The sequence below is a fragment of the Streptomyces sp. NPDC033174 genome, from assembly GCF_055577795.1.
This window is the reverse complement of the sequence record NZ_JBVIPQ010000006.1, coordinates 158,055-178,090: the sequence shown is the minus strand read 5'-3', so window position 1 is coordinate 178,090 and position 20,036 is coordinate 158,055. Positions and strand designations below refer to the sequence as shown.

20 protein-coding genes are annotated in these 20,036 nt (G+C 71.6%); 14 read left to right on the top strand and 6 right to left on the bottom strand.

Annotated features, from left to right (window positions below; all coding sequences use genetic code 11):
• The 4 genes from cbiQ to ACZ5VC_RS20550 all read left to right on the top strand — a co-directional run bounded on the left by cbiQ (position 1) and on the right by ACZ5VC_RS20550 (position 3,589).
• Positions 1-762, top strand: coding sequence for a cobalt ECF transporter T component CbiQ (gene cbiQ, locus ACZ5VC_RS20565; RefSeq protein ID WP_469121456.1), 762 nt, complete (start codon positions 1-3; stop codon positions 760-762).
• Positions 759-1,520: an energy-coupling factor ABC transporter ATP-binding protein gene (locus ACZ5VC_RS20560; protein WP_469121455.1), complete on the top strand. Its 762-nt coding sequence runs from the start codon at positions 759-761 to the stop codon at positions 1,518-1,520. The genes cbiQ and ACZ5VC_RS20560 overlap by 4 nt, the downstream gene beginning before the upstream one ends.
• A 120-nt stretch (positions 1,521-1,640) precedes the next feature.
• A complete protein-coding gene (locus ACZ5VC_RS20555; protein WP_469121454.1) occupies positions 1,641-2,801 on the top strand; it encodes a serine hydrolase domain-containing protein in 1,161 nt (386 codons plus the stop codon).
• Positions 2,798-3,589 (top strand): SDR family NAD(P)-dependent oxidoreductase, encoded by a 792-nt coding sequence (locus tag ACZ5VC_RS20550; protein WP_469121453.1) that lies wholly within the window; start codon positions 2,798-2,800, stop codon positions 3,587-3,589. Before ACZ5VC_RS20555 ends, ACZ5VC_RS20550 begins: the two co-directional genes overlap by 4 nt.
• 60 nt (positions 3,590-3,649) lie before the next feature.
• On the opposite strand, the gene ACZ5VC_RS20545 is transcribed toward ACZ5VC_RS20550, so the two are convergent.
• Positions 3,650-4,072, bottom strand: a complete 423-nt coding sequence (locus ACZ5VC_RS20545) for an ATP-binding protein (RefSeq protein WP_469121452.1) — start codon at positions 4,070-4,072, stop codon at positions 3,650-3,652.
• Positions 4,073-4,228: 156 nt separating this feature from the next.
• Here ACZ5VC_RS20545 and ACZ5VC_RS20540 point away from each other — a divergent pair, with 156 nt between their 5' ends.
• Together ACZ5VC_RS20540 and ACZ5VC_RS20535 are read left to right on the top strand one after the other, a co-directional pair.
• Complete coding sequence (locus tag ACZ5VC_RS20540; protein ID WP_469121451.1) at positions 4,229-5,080, top strand: helix-turn-helix domain-containing protein; 852 nt, start codon at positions 4,229-4,231, stop codon at positions 5,078-5,080.
• The gene (locus ACZ5VC_RS20535) at positions 5,077-5,265 is read left to right on the top strand and encodes a DUF397 domain-containing protein (RefSeq protein ID WP_469121450.1); all 189 of its coding nucleotides are present in this window, start codon (positions 5,077-5,079) and stop codon (positions 5,263-5,265) included. The genes ACZ5VC_RS20540 and ACZ5VC_RS20535 overlap by 4 nt, the downstream gene beginning before the upstream one ends.
• A gap of 1 nt (position 5,266) precedes the next feature.
• On the opposite strand, the gene ACZ5VC_RS20530 is transcribed toward ACZ5VC_RS20535, so the two are convergent.
• On the bottom strand, positions 5,267-6,118 hold the full coding sequence (locus ACZ5VC_RS20530) for an EamA family transporter (protein ID WP_469121449.1): 852 nt from the start codon (positions 6,116-6,118) through the stop codon (positions 5,267-5,269).
• The gene (locus ACZ5VC_RS20525) at positions 6,115-7,752 is read right to left on the bottom strand and encodes a penicillin-binding transpeptidase domain-containing protein (protein WP_469121448.1); all 1,638 of its coding nucleotides are present in this window, start codon (positions 7,750-7,752) and stop codon (positions 6,115-6,117) included. The genes ACZ5VC_RS20530 and ACZ5VC_RS20525 overlap by 4 nt, the downstream gene beginning before the upstream one ends.
• 258 nt (positions 7,753-8,010) lie before the next feature.
• Here ACZ5VC_RS20525 and ACZ5VC_RS20520 point away from each other — a divergent pair, with 258 nt between their 5' ends.
• Positions 8,011-8,328: a hypothetical protein gene (locus tag ACZ5VC_RS20520; protein ID WP_469121447.1), complete on the top strand. Its 318-nt coding sequence runs from the start codon at positions 8,011-8,013 to the stop codon at positions 8,326-8,328.
• Between the two features lie 48 nt (positions 8,329-8,376).
• Here ACZ5VC_RS20520 and ACZ5VC_RS20515 read toward each other — a convergent pair whose 3' ends face one another.
• On the bottom strand, positions 8,377-10,107 hold the full coding sequence (locus ACZ5VC_RS20515) for a dolichyl-phosphate-mannose--protein mannosyltransferase (RefSeq protein ID WP_469121446.1): 1,731 nt from the start codon (positions 10,105-10,107) through the stop codon (positions 8,377-8,379).
• Between the two features lie 73 nt (positions 10,108-10,180).
• On the opposite strand from ACZ5VC_RS20515, the gene rsmI reads away from it, so the two are divergent.
• The 6 genes from rsmI (at position 10,181) to ACZ5VC_RS20485 (ending at position 15,649) form a co-directional block, all read left to right on the top strand.
• Complete coding sequence (gene rsmI / locus ACZ5VC_RS20510) at positions 10,181-11,059, top strand: 16S rRNA (cytidine(1402)-2'-O)-methyltransferase (protein WP_469121728.1); 879 nt, start codon at positions 10,181-10,183, stop codon at positions 11,057-11,059.
• A 128-nt stretch (positions 11,060-11,187) separates the two neighbouring features.
• Positions 11,188-11,601 carry a hypothetical protein gene (locus ACZ5VC_RS20505; RefSeq protein WP_469121445.1) on the top strand — a complete coding sequence of 138 codons (414 nt, stop codon included), beginning with the start codon at positions 11,188-11,190 and terminating at the stop codon, positions 11,599-11,601.
• Positions 11,602-11,632: 31 nt separating this feature from the next.
• A complete protein-coding gene (locus tag ACZ5VC_RS20500) occupies positions 11,633-12,532 on the top strand; it encodes a TatD family hydrolase (protein WP_469121444.1) in 900 nt (299 codons plus the stop codon).
• 71 nt (positions 12,533-12,603) lie between these two features.
• Positions 12,604-13,902, top strand: a complete 1,299-nt coding sequence (locus ACZ5VC_RS20495) for a ubiquitin-like domain-containing protein (RefSeq protein ID WP_469121443.1) — start codon at positions 12,604-12,606, stop codon at positions 13,900-13,902.
• The gene (rsmA, locus tag ACZ5VC_RS20490) at positions 13,899-14,759 is read left to right on the top strand and encodes a 16S rRNA (adenine(1518)-N(6)/adenine(1519)-N(6))-dimethyltransferase RsmA (protein WP_469121442.1); all 861 of its coding nucleotides are present in this window, start codon (positions 13,899-13,901) and stop codon (positions 14,757-14,759) included. The genes ACZ5VC_RS20495 and rsmA overlap by 4 nt, the downstream gene beginning before the upstream one ends.
• Positions 14,756-15,649, top strand: a complete 894-nt coding sequence (locus ACZ5VC_RS20485; RefSeq protein WP_469121441.1) for a 4-(cytidine 5'-diphospho)-2-C-methyl-D-erythritol kinase — start codon at positions 14,756-14,758, stop codon at positions 15,647-15,649. Before rsmA ends, ACZ5VC_RS20485 begins: the two co-directional genes overlap by 4 nt.
• A 50-nt stretch (positions 15,650-15,699) precedes the next feature.
• On the opposite strand, the gene ACZ5VC_RS20480 is transcribed toward ACZ5VC_RS20485, so the two are convergent.
• Together ACZ5VC_RS20480 and ACZ5VC_RS20475 are read right to left on the bottom strand one after the other, a co-directional pair.
• The gene (locus tag ACZ5VC_RS20480; RefSeq protein WP_469121440.1) at positions 15,700-16,791 is read right to left on the bottom strand and encodes a hypothetical protein; all 1,092 of its coding nucleotides are present in this window, start codon (positions 16,789-16,791) and stop codon (positions 15,700-15,702) included.
• Positions 16,788-17,897, bottom strand: coding sequence for a hypothetical protein (locus ACZ5VC_RS20475; RefSeq protein WP_469121439.1), 1,110 nt, complete (start codon positions 17,895-17,897; stop codon positions 16,788-16,790). The genes ACZ5VC_RS20480 and ACZ5VC_RS20475 overlap by 4 nt, the downstream gene beginning before the upstream one ends.
• A gap of 96 nt (positions 17,898-17,993) precedes the next feature.
• On the opposite strand from ACZ5VC_RS20475, the gene ACZ5VC_RS20470 reads away from it, so the two are divergent.
• Positions 17,994-19,805 (top strand): ABC-F family ATP-binding cassette domain-containing protein, encoded by a 1,812-nt coding sequence (locus tag ACZ5VC_RS20470; RefSeq protein ID WP_469121438.1) that lies wholly within the window; start codon positions 17,994-17,996, stop codon positions 19,803-19,805.
• Positions 19,806-20,036: the final 231 nt, after the last annotated feature.

Sequence of the window (20,036 nt, the reverse complement as noted above, 5' to 3'; positions counted from 1 at the left end):
ATGGGCGCGGGCCACACCCACAAGCTCTACCGGCACGGGCACTCGCCCCTGCACCGGCTGCCTCCGCACTGCAAGCTCGCCGCCGTCCTCGCCTTCGTGATCGTGGTGGTCTCCACGCCCCGCGAGGCGATGTGGGCCTTCGTGCTGTACGCCGTCCTGCTCGCCGCCGTCGCCGCCGTGGCCCGCGTCCCCGCCCGCTTCCTCCTCAAGCGCCTCGCGATCGAGATCCCGTTCGTGGCGTTCGCTTTCCTGATGCCGTTCGTGGTGCCCGGCGAGCAGACCGGGATCCTCGGGCTCTCCGTGAGCGTCCCGGGCCTGTGGGGCGCCTGGAACGTCCTCGCCAAGGGAACCCTCGGCGTCGCCGCGTCCGTACTCCTCGCCGCCACCACCGAGCTGCGCTCGCTGCTGCTCGGCCTCCAGCGCCTCAAGCTGCCGCCGCTGCTCGTGCAGATCGCGAGCTTCATGGTCCGCTACGGCGATGTGATCACCGACGAGATGCGGCGGATGTCGATCGCCCGCCGCTCGCGCGGTTTCGAGGCCAGCGGAGTGCGCCATTGGGGTGTCCTCGCCAAGTCGGCGGGGGCGCTCTTCATCCGCTCCTACGAACGAGGCGAGCGCGTGCACCTCGCCATGGTGAGTCGCGGCTACGCCGGCTCGATGCCCGTCATCGACGAGGCCACCGCCTCCCGGGCCCAATGGGCGTGTGCCGCCGCCCTCCCCGCCGCCGCCCTGATCATCTGTCTGCTGGGATGGACGCTATGACCCCCACGCTCGAACCGTCCCTGGAGGTACGCGGGCTCGCGTACGCCTACCCCGACGGCCACCAGGCCCTCTTCGGCGTCGACCTCACCGTCGGCCGGGGGGAGCGCGTCGCGCTCCTGGGGCCCAACGGCGCCGGAAAGACCACGCTGGTCCTGCATCTGAACGGCATCCTCACCGGCGGCGCGGGCACGGTCGCCGTGGCCGGGCTGCCCGTCGCCAGGAACAACCTCGCCGAGATCCGGCGACGGGTCGGCATCGTCTTCCAGGACCCCGACGACCAGCTGTTCATGCCGACCGTCCGGGAGGACGTGGCCTTCGGCCCGGCCGCCGCCGGGGTCCGGGGCGCCGAACTGGAGGCCGTGGTGCTCCGCGCGCTGGAGCGGGTCGGCATGGCCGCGTTCGCCGACCGGCCTCCGCACCACCTCTCCTTCGGGCAGCGCCGCCGCGTCGCGGTCGCCACTGTCCTCGCGATGGAGCCGGAGATCCTGGTCCTGGACGAGCCCTCCTCCAACCTGGACCCGGCCTCGCGCCGGGAACTCGCCGACATCCTGCGCTCGCTGGACGTCACCGTCCTGATGGTCACGCACGACCTTCCGTACGCCCTGGAGCTGTGCCCCCGCTCGGTGATCCTCAGCGACGGCGTGATCGCGGCGGACGGCCCGACCCCGGAGATCCTGGCCGACACCGAGCTGATGCACAGCCACCGGCTGGAGCTGCCGTTCGGTTTCGATCCCCGGTCCGTGGCCCTGGGGTCGTGACCGGACGGGCCGGGGCGGATGAGGGACGCGGCCGGCCGGGCCGGTCCGAACCCCGGAATCCGGCCCCCACCGGCCACGTTGCACCATGGGGTGAGACGAACGTGAGAGGGAGCGTGGGACGTGGACGTCCAGGGCACGGTGACGGCGGGATTCGAGCCGGTCAGGGACGCGTTCCTGCGCAATTTCGAACAGCGCGGTGAGCGCGGCGCCGCCGTCGCCGTCTACCGCCACGGCGTGAAGGTCGTCGACCTGTGGGCCGGCAGCCGGGACGTCGACGGCACCGCGCCCTGGGCGCTGGACACCGCGCAGGTCATGCGCTCGGCGACGAAGGGCGTCGCCGCCGCCGTACCTCTGCTGCTGCACCAGCGGGGCCAGCTCGACCTGGACGCCCCGGTCGGCACGTACTGGCCGGAGTTCAAGGCGGCCGGCAAGGACCGGGCCCTTGTCCGGCATCTGCTCTCCCACCGCGTCGGCCTGCCCGTACTGGACCGTCCGCTGACCCTCGCCGAGGCCGTCGACCTGGAGACGGCCATGGACGCCGTCGCCGCGCAGGCCCCCGTCTGGGAGCCCGGCACCGACCACGGCTACCACCCGCACACCTTCAGCTGGCTGCTGAGCGGCCTGGTCAAGCGGGTCACCGGCCGGACGCTGGGACGCTGGGTCGCCGAGGAGATCGCCGGGCCGCTCGGCCTCGACCTGTGGATCGGGCTGCCGGCCGACGAGGCACACCGGGCCGGCCGCGTCGGCCCCCTCGAGGAGCCCGAGACCCCCCAGGGCGGCGGACTCAAGCTGCGCCCCAAGCGCGCGGTCACCGACGCCTACCGCGATCCGGCCTCGCTCACCCGGCGCGCCTTCGGGGCGATCGACCCCGCACCCGACGAGAACGACCCGCTCTACCGCGCCGCCGAACTCCCCGGATCCGCCGGTGTCTCCACGGCCCGCGCCCTCGCCCGCTTCTACGCGGCGACGATCGGCGCGGTGGACGGCCTCCGCCTCTTCGCCCCGGCGACCCTGACCCTCGCGCGGACGGAGGAGTCCGAGGGTCCGGACCGGATCCTGGTCGTGGGCACCCGCTTCGGGCTCGGCTACATGCTCCACAGCACTGCCTCGCCCCTGCTGGGCCCCGGCTCCTTCGGCCACCCGGGCCGCGGCGGCTCCCTGGGCTTCGCCGACCCGGAGTCGGGCGTCGCGTTCGGCTACGTCACCAACGGCATGCGCAAGACGGTGACGGCGGATCCCCGGGCGCAGGCGCTGGTCCGGGCGGTACGTTCGGCCCTATGACGCATCGCTTCGAGGGGTACGGCGTACTGGTCACGGGCGCGGCACGCGGCATCGGCGAGGCGACCGCCCGCAGACTCGCGGCGGAGGGCGCGCGGGTGCTGGTGACCGACATCGACAGCGAGGCGGCCGCGACCGCCGCCGACGCGATCCCCGGCGCGCTGGCGTTCCGCTGTGACGTGGCAGACCGCGCCTCGGTCGAGGCGGCGGTGGCGTACGCGGCCGAACACCTCGGCGGCCTCGACGTTCTCGTCAACAACGCGCTCGCCCGGGTGGAACCGGACGCCGAACGCTTCGAGGACGAGGGCGACGAGGGCTGGCGGCAGAACCTGGACGTCACACTGATGGGCGCGTTCCGCTGCGCCCGGGCGGCGATGCCGCTGCTCGCGGCGTCCGGGCGCGGCGCGATCGTCAACATCGGCTCGATCAACGCCGAGCAGGACTTCGGCAACCACGCCTACAGCGCGGCCAAGGCGGGTCTCGCCTCACTCACCCGCACCCTGGCGGGGGACGCGGCGGCGCGCGGCGTCCGCGTGAACCAGATCAACCCCGGCACGATCGACACCCGCGCCTGGCAGGGCCGCGAGAAGGAACTCGCCGTCCTCGCCGAGCGCGTCTACCCCCTGGGCCGCGTCGGCACGCCGGACGACATCGCCGCGGCGGTGGCCTTCCTGGCGTCGTCGGACGCGTCCTGGATCACCGGCGTGACGCTGCGGGTGGACGGTGGCCTGCTGGCGGTGAACACGGGCTTCGCGCAGGCGCTGGAGGGGGGCGGAGCGGGGACTAGGTAGCCGGGGATGCCCAGGAGCGGGTAGTTCTGGGGCGGCCGCGCCAGAAGCGTTGGGGGCCGGTCATGTGGGGAGGGCGAGCTCCGCCCAGACCGCCTTGCACGGGACGGGGCCCTCCGTCGTGCCCCAGCGGCTTGCGAGGGCCTCGACCAGGAGGAGCCCCCTGCCCGACTCCTCGTCCCCCTCCCCCTCCGCCTTCCCGAGCGCCGGGAGACGGTCACCCCGTGTATCGGTGACCTCGATCCGGAGCGTGGCCCCGGACGCGGTGATGGTCAGGCGGAAGTCTCGTCCCCGTACCCGCCCATGCAGTACGGCATTGGCCGCCAGCTCGGCGACGACATGGGCCGCGTCCTCGAACGGCAGCCCCCACGCCCGGAGTTGCTCCACCGCCAGGAGCCTGGCCAGTCGGGCTGCCCTGCGGGTCGACGAGAGCTGAATGCTGAACTGGCGTACAGGCGCCAAAGCGTGGGCGGCTTCTTGATTCATGTCACTCAGCGTGGCGGGTTGTGCGTACGCTGCGCAGCAACACTGCCCTTACGTACGGTAACTGTCCGCAGACTGTCCGGTCCTGTCCCGACTGTCTCGCGCGACCCCCCGGGTAGAGGGCGCTGAGGACGAACGGCACGTCGGAGGTGGGGACTCATGAGCGGCGACACGGATGAGCCAGGGTGGGAAGTCGACCCGGACGACGAATCGGGAGCGGCGGTGATCGCGGCGGTCGGCCGGCAGGTCAAGCTCCGCCGCGAGGCGAAGGGGCTGCGCGCGGCGGACTTCGGCGAGGCGATCGGCTATGGCGAGGACCTCGTCCGGAAGGTGGAGCGGGGTGACCGCATCCCGCGCCCGGAGTTCCTGGAGCGGGCGGATCAGGTGCTGGGGGCGGACGGCCTCATCTCGGCCATGAGGAAGGACGTGGAGAAGGCGCGCTACCCGAAGAAGGTCCGGGAGTTGGCGAAGCTGGAGGAGCGGGCGGTCGAGATCGGGGTGTACGGGAACCACACCATTCATGGCCTGTTGCAGATCGAGGAGTACGCGCGGGCGCTGTTCGAGATGCGGCAACCGATGTACCCGCAGGACGAGGTGGAGCGGTACGTCGCCGCGAGAATGGCTCGCCGGTCCGTCTTCGATCGGGCACCTGCCCCGGCGCTCAACTTCGTCCAGGAAGAGAGTGCCCTGCGGCGTCCGACCGGAGGCACAATGGTCTGGCGTCGTCAGCTTCAACACATACTGGAAATGTGCCACTTGCATCGCAACGTCGCGTTCCAAGTGATGCCGACCAACCGCGAGATCCACTCTGGTTTGGACGGCGGGATCGAACTGCTGAAGTTCGGTGACGGGACGGCAGTGGGGCGCTCAGAGGGAGCATTCGGAGGGCGCCCGGTCTCCGATCCGAGGCAACTCCGGATCCTTGAACTGCGCTATGGAATGATCCGGGCCCAGGCTCTCACTCCAGGGGAGTCGCTGGCCTTCGTCGAGCAACTGCTGGGAGAGCGATGATCCGCAAGACCGAGCTGGAGTGGTTCAAGAGCAGCTACAGCAGCGGTAGTGAGGGTGACTCCTGCGTCGAAGTCGCCAACACCCCCTCCCACATCCACGTCCGCGACTCCAAAGACACCACCCTCACCCCCCTCACCTTCGCCCCCACCGCCTGGGCCGACTTCATCTCAAGCACCACCCACTGACTCACCCCGCGTGGAGCATCAGCCCGATGCCCACCACCATCAACCCCGCCGCCGCGATCCTCGGGCCCCCGAAGCGCTCCTTGAAGAACAGCGCTCCGATCGCCGCGCCCACGATGATCGAGGACTCCCGCAGCGCCGCGATCGGGGCCAGGGGCGCCTTCGTCTGGGCCCAGAGGACCAGGGCGTACGCCGAGACCGACAGGGCCGCCCCGAGCACGCCCCTCGTCACGTGCGGGCGGAGCTGGGCGGCCAGGGCCGATCGCCTGCGGTACGCGGTGTACGCGGGGATCACCATGCCCTGGAGGATCATCAGCCAGGCGATGTAGCCGAGCGGCGAGCCCGACGCGCGGACGCCCACGCCGTCCACCACCGTGTACAGCGCGATCGCCAGCCCCGTTCCGCCCGCGGCCAGCAACGCCGGCCAGTCGGGGCGGTTCCCCCCGCCCCGGATGCCCCACAGCGCGAGCCCCACCAGCCCCGCGCAGGCCACGGCCACGCCGGTCAGTTGCCAGCCGTCGGGGACCTCCTGGACGAAGACCGCCGCGAGGACGGTCACCACCAGCGGGGCCGTACCCCGCGCGATGGGATACATCTGGCCGAAGTCGCCCAGCGTGAACGAGCGCATCAGCAGGGCCATGTACCCGAGGTGCAACAGCGCCGAGGCGACCAGGTACGGCCACGCCCCGGCGGCCGGCACCGGTACGAGGAACGCCGTCGCCGCCCCGAGCACCGCGCCGCCCCCCGAGATGAGGGTGAAGGACAGCAGCTGATCCTTTATGTGGTGCGCCAGCGCGTTCCAACTGGCGTGGGTGACGGCCGCGACGAGAACGGCCGCTGCGACGAGCGGGGTCACCGCGCCTTCAGCACGGAGGCCACGACGGGGCCCGCCGCGTCGCCCCCGTGACCGCCGGACTGGACGACGGCCGCCGCCGCGAGGTCGTCGGCGTAGCCGGTGAACCAGCTGTTGGAGGTGGCCTGGCCGTCGGCCTCCGCCGAGCCGGTCTTCGCGCCCTTGTCGCCGCCGACCCCCGCCATCGCCTCCGCCGCCGTGCCGTTGCCGGTCGCGGCCGCCCGCATCATTTCCCGCAGGCCCGAGGCGATGGAGCCGGGGAGCGGCTGGGCGGTGGCCAGTTCACGGTTGTCGAGGTCCCTGGGGACGATGACGGGCTGCCTGAAGCCGCCGCTCTTGGCGGTGGCGGCGATCGAGGCGACATTGAGCGCGCTCATCGTGATCTTCCCCTGGCCGATGTACGAGGCGGCGGTCTCCACGCCCGAGGACTCCGGCACGTTCCCGTCGGCGGCCGGGATGCCGGTCTGCCAGTTCTCGCCGATGCCGAAGTACTTCCGGGCGGTCTCGCCCAGGGCCGTACCGGCGATGTTCTTCGCGTTGAGGGGCTTGATCGCCTTGATGAAGGCGGTGTTGCACGAGCGGCGGAAGGAGTCCTTCAACGTCCCGTCCGGGATGGAGAAGTCCTTGAGGTTGTGGAAGGTGTACCCCTCCCACGAGACGGTCGGCGGACACTCGACCTTGGTGCCGGGCCCGGCGATGTCCTGGTCCATCATCATCGCCGCGCTCACGATCTTCATCGTGGAGCCGGGGGCCTGGGCGCCGAGGAAGGCCGTGTTGTAGCCGGCCGCCGGGCTGTTGGCGACCGCTCTGACCTCGCCCGTGGACGGCTTGACGGCCACCACCGACGCGTGCCCGTACTTCTGCACGGCCTTCTCGGCGGCCGCCTGGACTCCCGCGTCGAGCGTGGTCCTCAGCTCGCCCGGCTTCCCCTTGGCGAGCGTGAGCAGGGTGGTGTCGGCCGTGCCCTCCACCCCGCTGTCGATGTAGAGCTCGACTCCGGGGGTGCCGGTGGTCTTCGCCCCGTACTTGGTGCGCAGCTGGTCCAGGATCGGCCCGAGCGAGGGGTACTTCTCCTTCGTCAGCTCGACGCCCTTGTGGTCGACGGCCTTGATCTCCGCCGACTTCGCCTCGCCGGTCCTGAGCGTGCCGGTCTTGGTGAGCTGCGGGTGGATGACCGTCGGCTGCCAGTCGACAAGCGCCTTCCCGCTGGTCAGGCCGCGGACGACGGTCAGTGACGAGGAGTAGGTGAGCGGCTTGGACTGTCCGTTGTACGTGACGGTCGCGGCGACCGTGAACGGCACCTTGGCGCCGACCGGAGTGCCCGGGGTGATGACGGCCTTGGAGACATGGGCCGTCTCGCGGAACCCCTGGACGGCCGGTCCGGCGGCGCCGGAGTTGTTGGTGAGCGCGGCGGCCTTCTCGCTCTCGCCCGCGGCCCAAGCGGCGAGGAACTCCTCCGCGGTGGTCCTGGTCTCCTCGGCGTCCAACGGGCCGGTCTTCCTGGGTCCCTCGGCCGACCTGGTGGACGTGCCGCCGCCGCTCAATCCGTTCCAGAGGTTGTAGCCGCCGTAGCCGACGCCGCCCGCGACGACGACGAAGACTCCCCCGACAACGGCGACCTTCGCTCCGCTGCGCATCCGTTCAGTCCCTCCCCCAAGAGTTCACTTGAACGTGTTCAAGTGACTGACTGGACGCACTCTACGTGAAGTAGCGACGGCGAAGGCAGCTGTTACCTGAACGGAGCTCGGCCGGGGCTCACAGATGGCGGTGGCGGGTTCGGCAGCTGAGAATTGTCCTGGACCGACCTCCGGTCGGTCCGCGTACAACGTCGAGCAGCCGACAACCGGCAGCCGTTGCGCTGCACCGGCGGTAACCGGGACGCAGAGGAGACACCGATGGGTCAAATCTATCTTCAGCGATTCGCGTATCGGGATGGTGTGAGCAAGTCCGAACTCGACCAAGCATGGGCCGAAGCCTTCAAGGCCTTCGCTCAAGCGGGCAACTGGGGAGGAGTGGACGGGGGCGTGACGCACCACCAGACGTATGGCACAGGATGGGGTGGCTATGTGCTGATCGAAGTAGAGGATCCCGATGCCTTTGGGCGCTATCAGGCGTTCCACAACCAGACATACGGCCACGTGGTTCAGGTCACGTGGGAGCCCCTGTTCGACATGGATCGGGCGTTCGAGGAGACCATCCGGAACTCGAGATGAAAGGCGATCGGTGAGCGCTTCGGCCGCCCCCTCTTACGACGTGGTCGGCTAGACCCATGTATCGAGCCACATACGGCTCCGCCAGGAATCCATCGGAATCGCCTCGCCGGTGTACAGCGGCCAGAAATAGATGAAATTCCAGACGATGAGAAGAACGAGCACACCCGCCCCGACCGCGCCGATCGTCCGCCGCCGCTCGTCCGATCCCGGTGGCCCCACCATCGCGCCGATCATCATCGCCACCGCGAGACACAGGAACGGCACGAACACGACCGCGTAGAAAAGGAAGATGGTGCGTTCCTGATAAAGGAACCAGGGCAGCCAGCCCGCCGCGATTCCGCACGCGATCGCGCCCGCCCGCCAGTCGCGCCGGAAGAACCAGCGCCACAGCACGTACAGGACCGCGAAACACGCCGCCCACCACAACAGCGGCGTACCGATCGCCAGAACCTCCCGTGCGCACTTCTCCGTCGCGTCCACCGGGCAGCCGTCGCGGCCCGCCGCCGGGTCCTCGTAGAAGTACGACACCGGGCGGCCCAGCACGATCCAGCTCCACGGATTGGACTGGTACGTGTGACCGGACGTCAGATTGACGTGGAAGTTGTAGACCTCGGTCTCGTAGTGCCACAGGCTGCGCAGCCAGTCCGGCAGCCACGACCAGGCGCCTCCGCCGTGTCCCTTGGCCGCCCAGTCCCGGAAGTACCCCTTGTCCGAGACGATCCAGCCGGTCCAGGAGGCGATGTAGGTGAGGATCGCCACCGGGACGACCGAGACGAACGCCGGGACCAGGTCCCGCCTGAGCACCGCCGCGTAGGGACGGATCGCGCCCGCCGTCCGGCGGCCGCCCGCGTCCCACAGCACCGCCATCAGACCGAACGCGGCCATGATGTACAGCCCGTTCCACTTCGTGGCGAACGCCAGGCCCAGCATCACGCCCGCCGCGATGCGCCACGGACGCCGGCCCAGCCGCAGCGTCTCCGCGACCTCCGCGTCCGGACGCAGCACCCCGCTGTCTTCGTCGGGGTCCACCGGAAGCGCAGCCGCCAGCCGCCGCCGCGCCGCGTCACGGTCGATCAGCAGACAGCCGAACGCGCCAAGCACGAAGAACATCAGCACCAGGTCGAGCAGCGCCGTGCGGCTCATCACGAAATGCAGCCCGTCCACCGCTAGCAGCAGACCCGCCAGACAGCCGAGGAACGTCGAACGGAAGAGCCGCCGGCCGATCCGGCACAGCATCAGCACCGACAGCGTGCCGAGCACCGCCACCATGAACCGCCAGCCGAACGGATCGAATCCGAACAGCTGCTCGCCGAGCCCGATGACCCACTTGCCGACCGGTGGATGCACCACATAACCCGGCTCCACCGGCACCGGCACCGCCGAGGGGTCCGCGAGGATCGACTTGTCGACGTCCTTCGGCCAGGCACCCTCATAGCCCTGATTGACCAGCGCCCAGGCGTCCTTCGCGTAGTACGTCTCGTCGAATATCACCGCCTTCGGGCTGCCCAGGTGCCAGAACCGCAGCACCCCCGCGAGCAGCGCCACCAGCACCGGCCCGCCCCACGCGGCGATCCGCGTCAGCCGGTCCGCCAGCGCCGGGGAGACCCCGAGCAGCGACCACACCCGCCAGGACGGCCGCGTGTACGGCGGCACCAGCCGCTCCCGCAGCCCGATCTCCTTCCGCGGCGCATACCCGAATCGGCGCAGGCGCTGCTGCCACGCGGGCGGCTCTTCCCCGGCGTCTTGGCCCTGCAGAGCCTCTGGCGCAGTACTGGTCACCGCGCCATCGTAGGGAACGCGTCTGTGCGAGTCGCCTCTCCGGGCTGCGAGGATGGCTCCTGTGACAGGAACGGTGACCGGAACACTCGTACTCGCAGGGACCCCGATCGGTGAGATCGCGGACGCTCCGCCACGGCTCGCCGCCGAGCTGCAGACCGCCGACATCGTCGCCGCGGAGGACACCCGGCGGCTGCGCGGGCTGACCAGGGCGCTCGGCATCCACACCTCGGGCCGTGTCGTCTCGTACTTCGAGGGCAACGAGTCGGCCCGCACCCCCGAACTCGTCGAGGCGCTGGCCGGCGGCGCGCGGGTGCTGCTGGTCACGGACGCGGGCATGCCCTCCGTCTCCGACCCCGGCTACCGCCTCGTGGCCGCCGCCGTCGAGCGGGACATCAAGGTCACGGCCGTCCCCGGACCGTCCGCCGTGCTCACCGCGCTCGCCCTGTCCGGGCTGCCAGTGGACCGCTTCTGCTTCGAGGGCTTCCTGCCCCGCAAGGCCGGCGAGCGCCTCGGCCGGCTCCGCGAGGTGGCCGACGAGCGCCGCACCCTCGTCTACTTCGAGGCCCCCCACCGCCTCGACGACACCCTCTCCGCGATGGCCGAGGTTTTCGGCGCGTCGCGCCGCGCCGCGGTCTGCCGTGAGCTGACCAAGACGTACGAGGAAGTGAAGCGCGGCGGTCTCGGCGAGCTGGCGGCCTGGGCGGCCGAGGGCGTACGCGGCGAGATCACCGTCGTCGTGGAGGGCGCCCCCGAGACGGGCCCCGCCGAACTCGGCCCCGAGGAGCTGGTGCGCCGGGTCACCGTCCGCGAGGAGGCGGGGGAGCGCCGCAAGGAGGCCATCGCGGCGGTCGCGGCCGAGGCGGGCCTTCCCAAGCGGGAGGTCTTCGATGCCGTGGTGGCGGCAAAGAACGCGGCTCGAGAAGCCCCTGCGGAAAGTAAAGGTCTATCGTAAAAGGCAAAGCCAAGACCGTGCAGCGGGCCTTTCGGCAAGGGAACGCCAAAGAGCGTTCCATTGTTCGACCGGCGCTGATGCGCTCCCGCCGGAAAAGGCGTCCACTGGGTCAGTGGAGAGGAGCTGGCATGAGTGAGATCACCGGCACATCCGTCGGCCACGAGGCGTACGCCTTCGCTTGTATGCGCTGCGGCCATGGCTGGGAGCAGGCGTATGACATAGAGCACCACATCGACGCCTCCGGCCATGAATTCATCGTCTACAGGACGGACGGGGAACGGGTACCTTCCCCGCTCTCCAGCCCCACGTGCCTCAATTGCGGAAGCCATGTGGTCCGGATCATGCGGGCCGGCCAGGTCTCCTCCGTGCGGAACCTGATGGAGAGGGCGGCGCAGGAACCCACGCGCAAGAAGATGCCGGAGTCCCCGCCGGCCGGACCGGTCGCCCAGCAGCCCGAGTCCGTCGAACCGGCCGAGGGCGCGCCGCGCGAGCCCCACCACTGGCACCTCTCGGACCTGCTGCACCCCTTCCAGAAGAAGTAGGCCCGCCGCCGGCCCTCGTACCATCGGGCCCATGAGTTCGAAGGACGCCCCTCCGCCCCTGCCCGAGCCGCTGCCGGTGGCCGTGGCCGATTCGCACACCCACCTGGACATGCAGGCCGGCACCGTCGAGGAGGCGCTCGTCAAGGCCGCCGCGGTCGGTGTCACCACCGTCGTGCAGGTGGGGTGCGACCTGAAGGGGTCCCGCTGGGCGGCCGAGACCGCCGCCGCGTACGAGAACGTGCACGCCGCCGTCGCCCTGCACCCCAACGAAGCCCCTCGGATCGTCCTCGGGGACCCTGGGGGCACCTCCCAGCCCCCAGGGGCTGGGGGAGGCTGGTCCCGGCAGGGCGCCCGCGAGGCAGGCGGGGACGCGGCGCTCGACGACGCGCTCGCCGAGATCGACCGGCTCGCCGCCCTGCCCGAGGTCAGGGCGGTCGGCGAGACCGGCCTGGACTACTTCCGCACCGGCCCCGAGGGCATGGCCGCGCAGGAGCGCTCCTTCCGCGCGCACATCGAGATCGCCAAGCGCCACGGCAAGGCGCTTGTCATCCACGACCGCGACGCGCACGCCGATGTGCTGCGCGTCCTCGCCGACGCGGGCGCTCCCGAGCGGACCGTCTTCCACTGCTACTCCGGCGACGCCGACATGGCCCGGGTCTGCGCCGACGCCGGATACTTCATGTCCTTCGCCGGCAATGTGACCTTCAAGAACGCCCAGCCGCTGCGCGACGCCCTCGCCGCCGCCCCGCTGGACCTCGTCCTCGTGGAGACCGACGCGCCGTTCCTGACCCCCGCGCCCTACCGGGGGCGGCCCAACGCCCCGTACCTCATCCCGGTCACCGTGCGGGCGATGGCGGCCGTGCGAGGGATCGGCGAGGACGTCCTGGCCGGGGCCATCGCCACCAATACCGCCCGCGCATTCGATTACTGATGCATTACAGCGACCCTGTGTAGCCGCGCTGCTTTGGAGAGTGACCGAGGCTCCGCTAGGGTCCGGGCCTCGTGAGCACCTCGCAGGGCAGTCACCGAGCCGCACGGGGCGGGCGCCGAGCCGCCAGGACCGTCGACGCACCGCCGTCCCTCCACGAGTACGACACGCAGGAAGCGGTCCTCGTCCCGGGACAGGCGGTGGCCCCGGCCCCCGCCCCCGTGGGCGGCCGGGCCGAGGCCCGGCGGGCGGCCCGCCGCCGCAAGGCCGGTCCGGGCGGCCCCGAAGGGCTGCGCCGGATCATCCCCCAGGCCCTCGTCGTCGCCTTCCTCGCCGGCGGCACCAGCGCCTTCGTCGCCAACGACAAGGCCATCCGGCTCAGCGTCGACGGCGTCCCGCGCACCATGCACACCTTCGCCGACGACGTGGACGAACTCCTCGCCGACGAGGGCGTCGACGTCGGCGCCCACGACCTGGTCGCCCCCGGCCCGGGCGCCGCCCTCGCCAACGGAGACGAGGTCGTCGTCCGCTACGGCCGGCCCGTCACCCTCACCCTCGACGGACAGCGCCGCCGCCTGTGGACCACGGCCCGCACCGTCGACGGCGCCCTGCGCCAGCTCGGCGTCCGTGCCGAGGGCGCCTTCCTCTCGGTCTCCCGCTCGCTGGAGATCAGCCGCAAGGGCCTCACCCTCGACGTGCGCACCGAGCGCACCGTGACCTTCATGGCCGACGGCCGCGAACGCACCATCCGCACCAACGCCGCCACCGTCCGCGAGGCCGTCGAGCAGGCCGGCATCACGCTCAGCGGCCAGGACACCACGTCCGTGCCGCCCGACAGCTTCCCCCGCGACGGCCAGACCATCACCGTCATGCGGATCACCGGCACGAAGGAGATCCGCGAGGAACCCATCCCGTACGACACCGAGAAGACCCGCGATCCGTCGCTGTTCGCCGGGACCGAGGTCGTCGAGCGCCAGGGCGCGCAGGGCGTACGCCGCGTCACCTACGCCCTGCGGACCGTCAACGGCGTCAAGCAGAAGCCCAGGAAGATCGGCGAGGAGATCGTCCGTGAGCCCGTCACCCAGCGGATCAAGGTCGGCACCAGGCCGCTGCCCTCGTCCGTCGCCGGCGCCGACGGTCTGGACTGGGGCGCGCTCGCCCACTGCGAGTCGGGCGGGCGGCCCGGCGCCGTGGACTCCTCGGGGACGTACGGCGGGCTCTACCAGTTCGACCCCGGTACCTGGCGCGCCCTCGGCGGCAGCGGCGCCGCGCAGAACGCGCCCGCCGCGGAGCAGACGTTCCGGGCCAAGAAGCTCTACGTGCAGCGGGGGGCGAGTCCGTGGCCGCACTGCGGCCGTAGGCTGTACCGGTGAGCACCACTGAGTCCGACGTCCTCCTCGGCCCCGCCGACATCCGTGAACTGGCCGCGAAGCTGGGCGTACGCCCCACCAAGCAGCGCGGTCAGAACTTCGTCATCGACGCCAACACGGTCCGCCGGATCGTCCGCACCGCCGGGGTGCGCGAGGACGACGTCGTGGTGGAGGTCGGGCCCGGCCTCGGCTCACTGACCCTGGCGCTCATCGAGGCCGCCGACCGTGTCGTCGCCGTCGAGATCGACGACGTACTGGCCGGGGCCCTGCCCGCCACCATCAACGCCCGCATCCCGGCGCGCGCGGACCGCTTCTCGCTGGTCCACTCCGACGCCATGCAGGTCCAGGAGCTTCCCGGGCCGCCGCCCACCGCACTCGTCGCGAACCTGCCGTACAACGTCGCCGTGCCCGTCCTGCTGCACATGCTCGACCGCTTCCCGACCATCGAGCGGACCCTCGTCATGGTCCAGTCCGAGGTCGCCGACCGGCTCGCGGCCTCGCCCGGCAACAAGGTCTACGGCGTGCCCTCGGTCAAGGCCAACTGGTACTGCGACGTCAAGCGGGCCGGCGCGATCGGCCGCAACGTCTTCTGGCCCGCGCCGAACGTCGACTCCGGGCTCGTCTCCCTGGTGCGGCGGGCAGAGCCGGTGAAGACGACCGCGTCGAAGGCCGAGGTCTTCGCCGTCGTCGACGCCGCGTTCGCCCAGCGCCGCAAGACCCTGCGCGCCGCGCTCGCCGGCTGGGCCGGATCCCCGGCCGCCGCCGAGACCGCGCTGGTCGCCGCCGGGGTGTCCCCGCAGGCCCGCGGCGAATCCCTCACCGTGGAGGAGTTCGCCCGGATCGCGGAGGCCAAGGCGTGAGCGTCACCGTACGGGTCCCCGCCAAGGTCAACGTGCAGCTGGCGGTGGGCGGCGCCCGCCCCGACGGCTTCCACGACCTCGCCAACGTCTTCCTCGCCGTCTCCCTGTACGACGAGGTCACCGTCACGCCCGCCGAGTCGCTGACGGTCAGCTGCACCGGGCCGGACGCCGCCCAGGTCCCGCTGGACCGTACGAACCTCGCCGCGCGCGCCGCCGAACTGCTCGCCGCGCGGCACGGCATCTCCCCGGACGTCCACCTCCACATCGCCAAGGACATCCCCGTCGCCGGCGGCATGGCCGGCGGCAGCGCGGACGGCGCGGGCGCGCTGCTCGCGTGCGACGCGCTGTGGGGTCTGGACTCGACGCGCGCCGAACTCCTCGACATCTGCGCCGAACTGGGCAGCGACGTGCCGTTCAGCCTGGTCGGCGGGGCAGCCCTGGGGACCGGCCGGGGCGAGAAGCTGACGGAACTCGAGGTCGGCGGCACGTTCCACTGGGTGTTCGCGGTCGCCGACGGCGGGCTGTCGACGCCCGTCGTCTTCCGCGAGTTCGACCGGCTCACCGAAGGCGTGACGGTCCCCGCCCCCGCCGCCTCCCCGAAGCTCCTGGACGCCCTGCGCACCGGCGACGCCACCGCCCTCGCGGGCGCCCTCGGCAACGACCTCCAGCCCGCCGCGCTCTCCCTGCGGCCCTCGCTGGCGGACACCCTCGCGGCGGGCACGGAAGCGGGCGCGCTGGCCGCGCTGGTCTCCGGCTCGGGCCCGACGACGGCCTTCCTCACGAAGGACGCGGACGCCGGACGGACGGTCGCCGAGGCACTGCTCGCGTCGGGGACCTGCCGCACGGCACGGGTGGCCTCCTCCCCGGCGCCGGGCGCGCGGGTGCTCTGAGAGGGCCAGGGGCCCAGGGCGCCGGGACCCGGCCGCCCGGGACCGGGGGCTCAGCCCCAGGGCGAGGTGGGGGCCTGGCAGCCGTGCCGCTTCGCCGACCGGTCCGCGAAGCGCTGGAGCGCCGCACGCAGACCCGGGTGGTCGAGGACCAGCGACGAACTCTGGAACCGCTCGCCGCGCGTGCGGACCTCGTACACCGCCGTGTTGCCGGCGCCAGGGCACCGGGCCTTCAGCAGATAGTGGCCGTCCGGTGCCACGCCCTTCTCGGGCGGCGCGTACTTCAGGTCGAACCGCTTCTGTCCGGCGAACGGACCGTAGTACGCGCTGAAGTCGTACAGCGACGCCCCTTGCAGCCCCCTGAGCGCACAGCTCTCCACCGGCGACGGGACGGCCACGGTCTCCACCGCCGTACGGACGCCCCAGCGCCCGGCGGCCGCGGCGTCCAGGACTCCCGCGCAGGTCCCCGAGACCTGGGCCAGCGGCTTGTAGTCCCAGGTGCTCACCGAGACGCCGACGTCCTTCACCGGCTTGCCCGGCCGGGCCTCGCAGCCCGTGCGGCGCGCGTACGACGTCGTCGTCTCCGTCAGCACGGAGGCCAGCCGGTCCCGGGTCCGCGGCAGGTCGAAGTCGCCCGCGCCGATCTGTGCCTCGACCGTCGCCAGCAAGCCGTCCCCGGGCTTGGCGCCACAGTCGAGCAGCAGCGACGCGGTGGCCTTGTTCCGGTCGTCGCCGCCCTGGTCCGGGTCGAAGTCGAACGAACCGGTCCAGCCGTTGCCCAGGGGCGCGGCGCGGTAGCCGGGGTCGACGAACACCCGGGTCGCGTCTGCGGACCGGATGACCAGATTGAGCCGGAGGTTGCCGTCCTCGTCGGAGTCGGCCGCGCGTACGCGGCAGTACCAGTCGCCCTGGTGGTGCTCGCCCGAGGAGGTCAGTTCGGCGTCGTCGAACAGTGCCCGCACCTGTCCGGCCGCCAGGTCGCCGTCGCAGACCGACTCCAGCGCCCGGTCGTTGCGCCAGGCGTCATAGCCGCCCGACAGCCAGAAGAACGCGCCCGCCACGGCGACGACCGCCGCCGTCCAGCCGGCCGTCAGACGCACCCGCCGCCGACGCCAGTACCGGTCCTGGTCCCGGTCGCCGCTCACTTCCACACCTTCCCGAGGATCTTGATGTCGTGGCAGTCGGGGGACGCGTCCAGATAGCGGTCCAGGAGGGTGTCGACACGGGACGGCAAGGTGTCGCGGCCCTCGCCCGACACGCTCACCCGGTGCAGGGTCGTGCCCTGCCGGCAGGTGGCCTGCGCCCAGGCGGCTAGCTCGTAGACACGCCGGGCCTTCGGCGGCCGGCTCCTGCCCGCGGCCGCGAGCTCCGCGCCGTACTCGGTGCGCACCTCACCCACCGCCACGCCCCACCAGCTCGCGGACGACACCGCCAGCAGCTTTTCCCCGCCCGCCGGCGCCTGGGCCCCCTCCAGGCTCAGCGAGCAGCCGCGGGCCCACGGCGGTGTGCCGCCCCTGGCGCCCTTCTCCTGCGGCTTCCAGTCGCCGGAGCCCAGATACGCGGCCTTGAACCAGCGGCAGGTGGCCGGCATCCCGTCCTCGTCCTCGTCCCGGTCCTTGTCACCGGCGGGTGGCAGCTGCCGCACGTCGGCCCACCTCACCGCCGCTCCACCGCAGCCGTTCCGTTCCCGGACGTCGTCGGCGAGGGCCGCGACGGCTTCCCGCAGTGGTGCCTCGTCCACGGTGTCGTCCATGGAGACGTGCAGCGACGCGTGGACACGGAAGCTCGTCACCGGCCGGGCGTACCCGGGCAGTCCCTTCGGGCAGGGGACGGTCACCTGGGTGGTGGCCCGCTCATGCCCGAGGGCCCACTCGGGCGGGTTCTCGTACGGCGAGCTGCCCGTGATCTCGCCCACGTCCACGCCGGTCAGCGGTGCGTCGAGCACCGGCACCGCCGTCACCTCCAGCGACGGGTCCCGCTCGTCGTCGCCGGTGACGGTGCAGGCCACCAGGCCCCGCGGGCCGGGGCCGGTGCGCAGCTTCCACCACGAGTCCTCCGCCAGCACGGAACGCACCGCGTCGGGCGGCAGCACCCCGCCGCACGCTCTCGCCAGCACCTCGTCGTTGTGGTCGTCACGCAGCTCGAGGCGCACGACGACGAGCCCCGCCACCAGCGCCGCCAGGACCAGCACTCCGGTGGCCTGAGGCAACCACCGATGCCGCCGGAACCGCGCCCACACCGACTCGGCCACCCCGTGCTCCCCGCCCTCGAACGATCACCGCACGCTATCGCACGGCGTTCGGCGTCTACCCTTGGATGTCGATCCATCCCCCGGTACAGGAGTGAAATGGCCGTCAACCTGGTCAATGTCGAGGCAGTCAGCAAGGTGTACGGCACCCGTGCCCTGCTCGACGGTGTTTCCCTCGGCGTCTCCGAAGGGGACCGGATCGGCGTCGTCGGCCGCAACGGGGACGGCAAGACCACCCTCATCCGGATGCTCGCCAAACTGGAGGAGGCCGATACCGGCCGGGTCACCCACAGCGGCGGCCTGCGGCTCGGGGTCCTCACCCAGCACGACTCGCTCGATCCCACCGCCACCATCCGCCACGAGGTCATCGGCGTCATGGCCGACCACGAGTGGGCGGGCAGCGCCAAGATCCGGGACGTGCTCACCGGGCTCTTCGGCGGCCTCGACCTGCCCGGCTTCCCACAGGGCCTCGACACCGTCATCGGCCCGCTGTCCGGTGGCGAGCGGCGGCGGATCGCGCTGGCGAAGCTGCTCATCGACGACCCCGACCTGATCGTCCTCGACGAGCCCACCAACCACCTCGACGTGGAGGGCATCGCCTGGCTGGCCAAGCACCTCCAGGAGCGGCGCTCGGCGCTGGTCTGCGTCACCCACGACCGGTGGTTCCTCGACCAGGTCTGCACCCGCATGTGGGACGTGCAGCGCGGCGCCGTGCACGAGTACGAGGGCGGCTACAGCGACTACGTCTTCGCCCGCGCCGAGCGTGAGCGCATCGCCGCCACCGAGGAGACCAAGCGGCAGAACCTGATGCGCAAGGAGCTGGCCTGGCTGCGGCGCGGCGCCCCCGCCCGTACCTCCAAGCCCCGCTACCGCATCGAGGCGGCCAACGAACTGATCGCCGATGTGCCGCCGCCGCGCGACACCAGCGAGCTGATGAAGTTCGCCAACGCCCGGCTCGGCAAGACCGTCTTCGACATGGAGGACGTGACGATCCAGGCCGGGCCCAAGGTGCTGCTCAAGCACCTGACCTGGCAGCTCGGCCCGGGCGACCGCATCGGCCTCGTCGGCGTCAACGGCGCCGGCAAGACCTCCCTGCTGCGCGCCCTCGCCGACGCCGCCACCACCCGGGGCGAGGCGCAGCCGACGGCCGGGAAGGTCGTCGTCGGCAAGACCGTCCGGCTCGCCTACCTGTCCCAGGACGTCACCGAGCTGCCCCCGCAGCTGCGAGTCCTCGAGGCCGTGCAGCAGATCCGCGACCGGGTCGACCTCGGCAAGGGCCGCGAGATGACCGCGGGTCAGCTGTGCGAGCAGTTCGGCTTCGCCAAGGAGAAGCAGTGGACGCCCGTCGGTGACCTCTCCGGTGGCGAGCGGCGACGGCTCCAGCTGCTGCGGCTGCTGATGGACGAGCCGAACGTCCTCTTCCTCGACGAGCCCACCAACGACCTCGACATCGAGACCCTGACCCAGCTGGAGGACCTCCTCGACGGCTGGCCGGGCTCGATGGTGGTGATCTCCCACGACCGGTTCTTCATCGAGCGGACCACGGACAAGACGTTCGCTCTGCTCGGCGACGCGACGCTGCGGATGCTGCCGCGCGGCATCGACGAGTACCTGGAGCGCCGTCGGCGGATGATCGAGTCCGCCGTCCCGGCCTCCGCGCCCGCGCCCGCCGCGTCCGACTCCGGCAGGTCGGTGTCCGCTGCGGACGCCCGCGCCGCGAAGAAGGAATTGCAGAAGATCGAGCGGCAGCTCGACAAGGTCTCCCAGAAGGAGGCCAAGCTGCACGCCCAAATCGCCGAAAACGCCACCGACTTCGAGAAGGTCGCGAAGCTCGACGCGGAGCTGCGGGAACTCGCGGGCGAGCGGGACGAGTTGGAGATGCGCTGGCTGGAGCTGGCCGAGGACGCCTGACGGCCGTCCCGCATTGCCGTGGGGAAGGCGTGCAGAGGCAATAACAAAGGCATCACGGGCCGGTCCTCCCTTGGGAACAGGGGTGGACCGGCCACTTTTGCGCCATGGCCCGAGTGATAGAAAGAAGGCCCGCTCGACTCACGTAACACTGCGGAATCCATGTCCGATTCGCTCCTTTCCGGCGGTACGTGCGCGCCGGAATCGCGGGGGAGGCCGGTCGGTCAACGGACC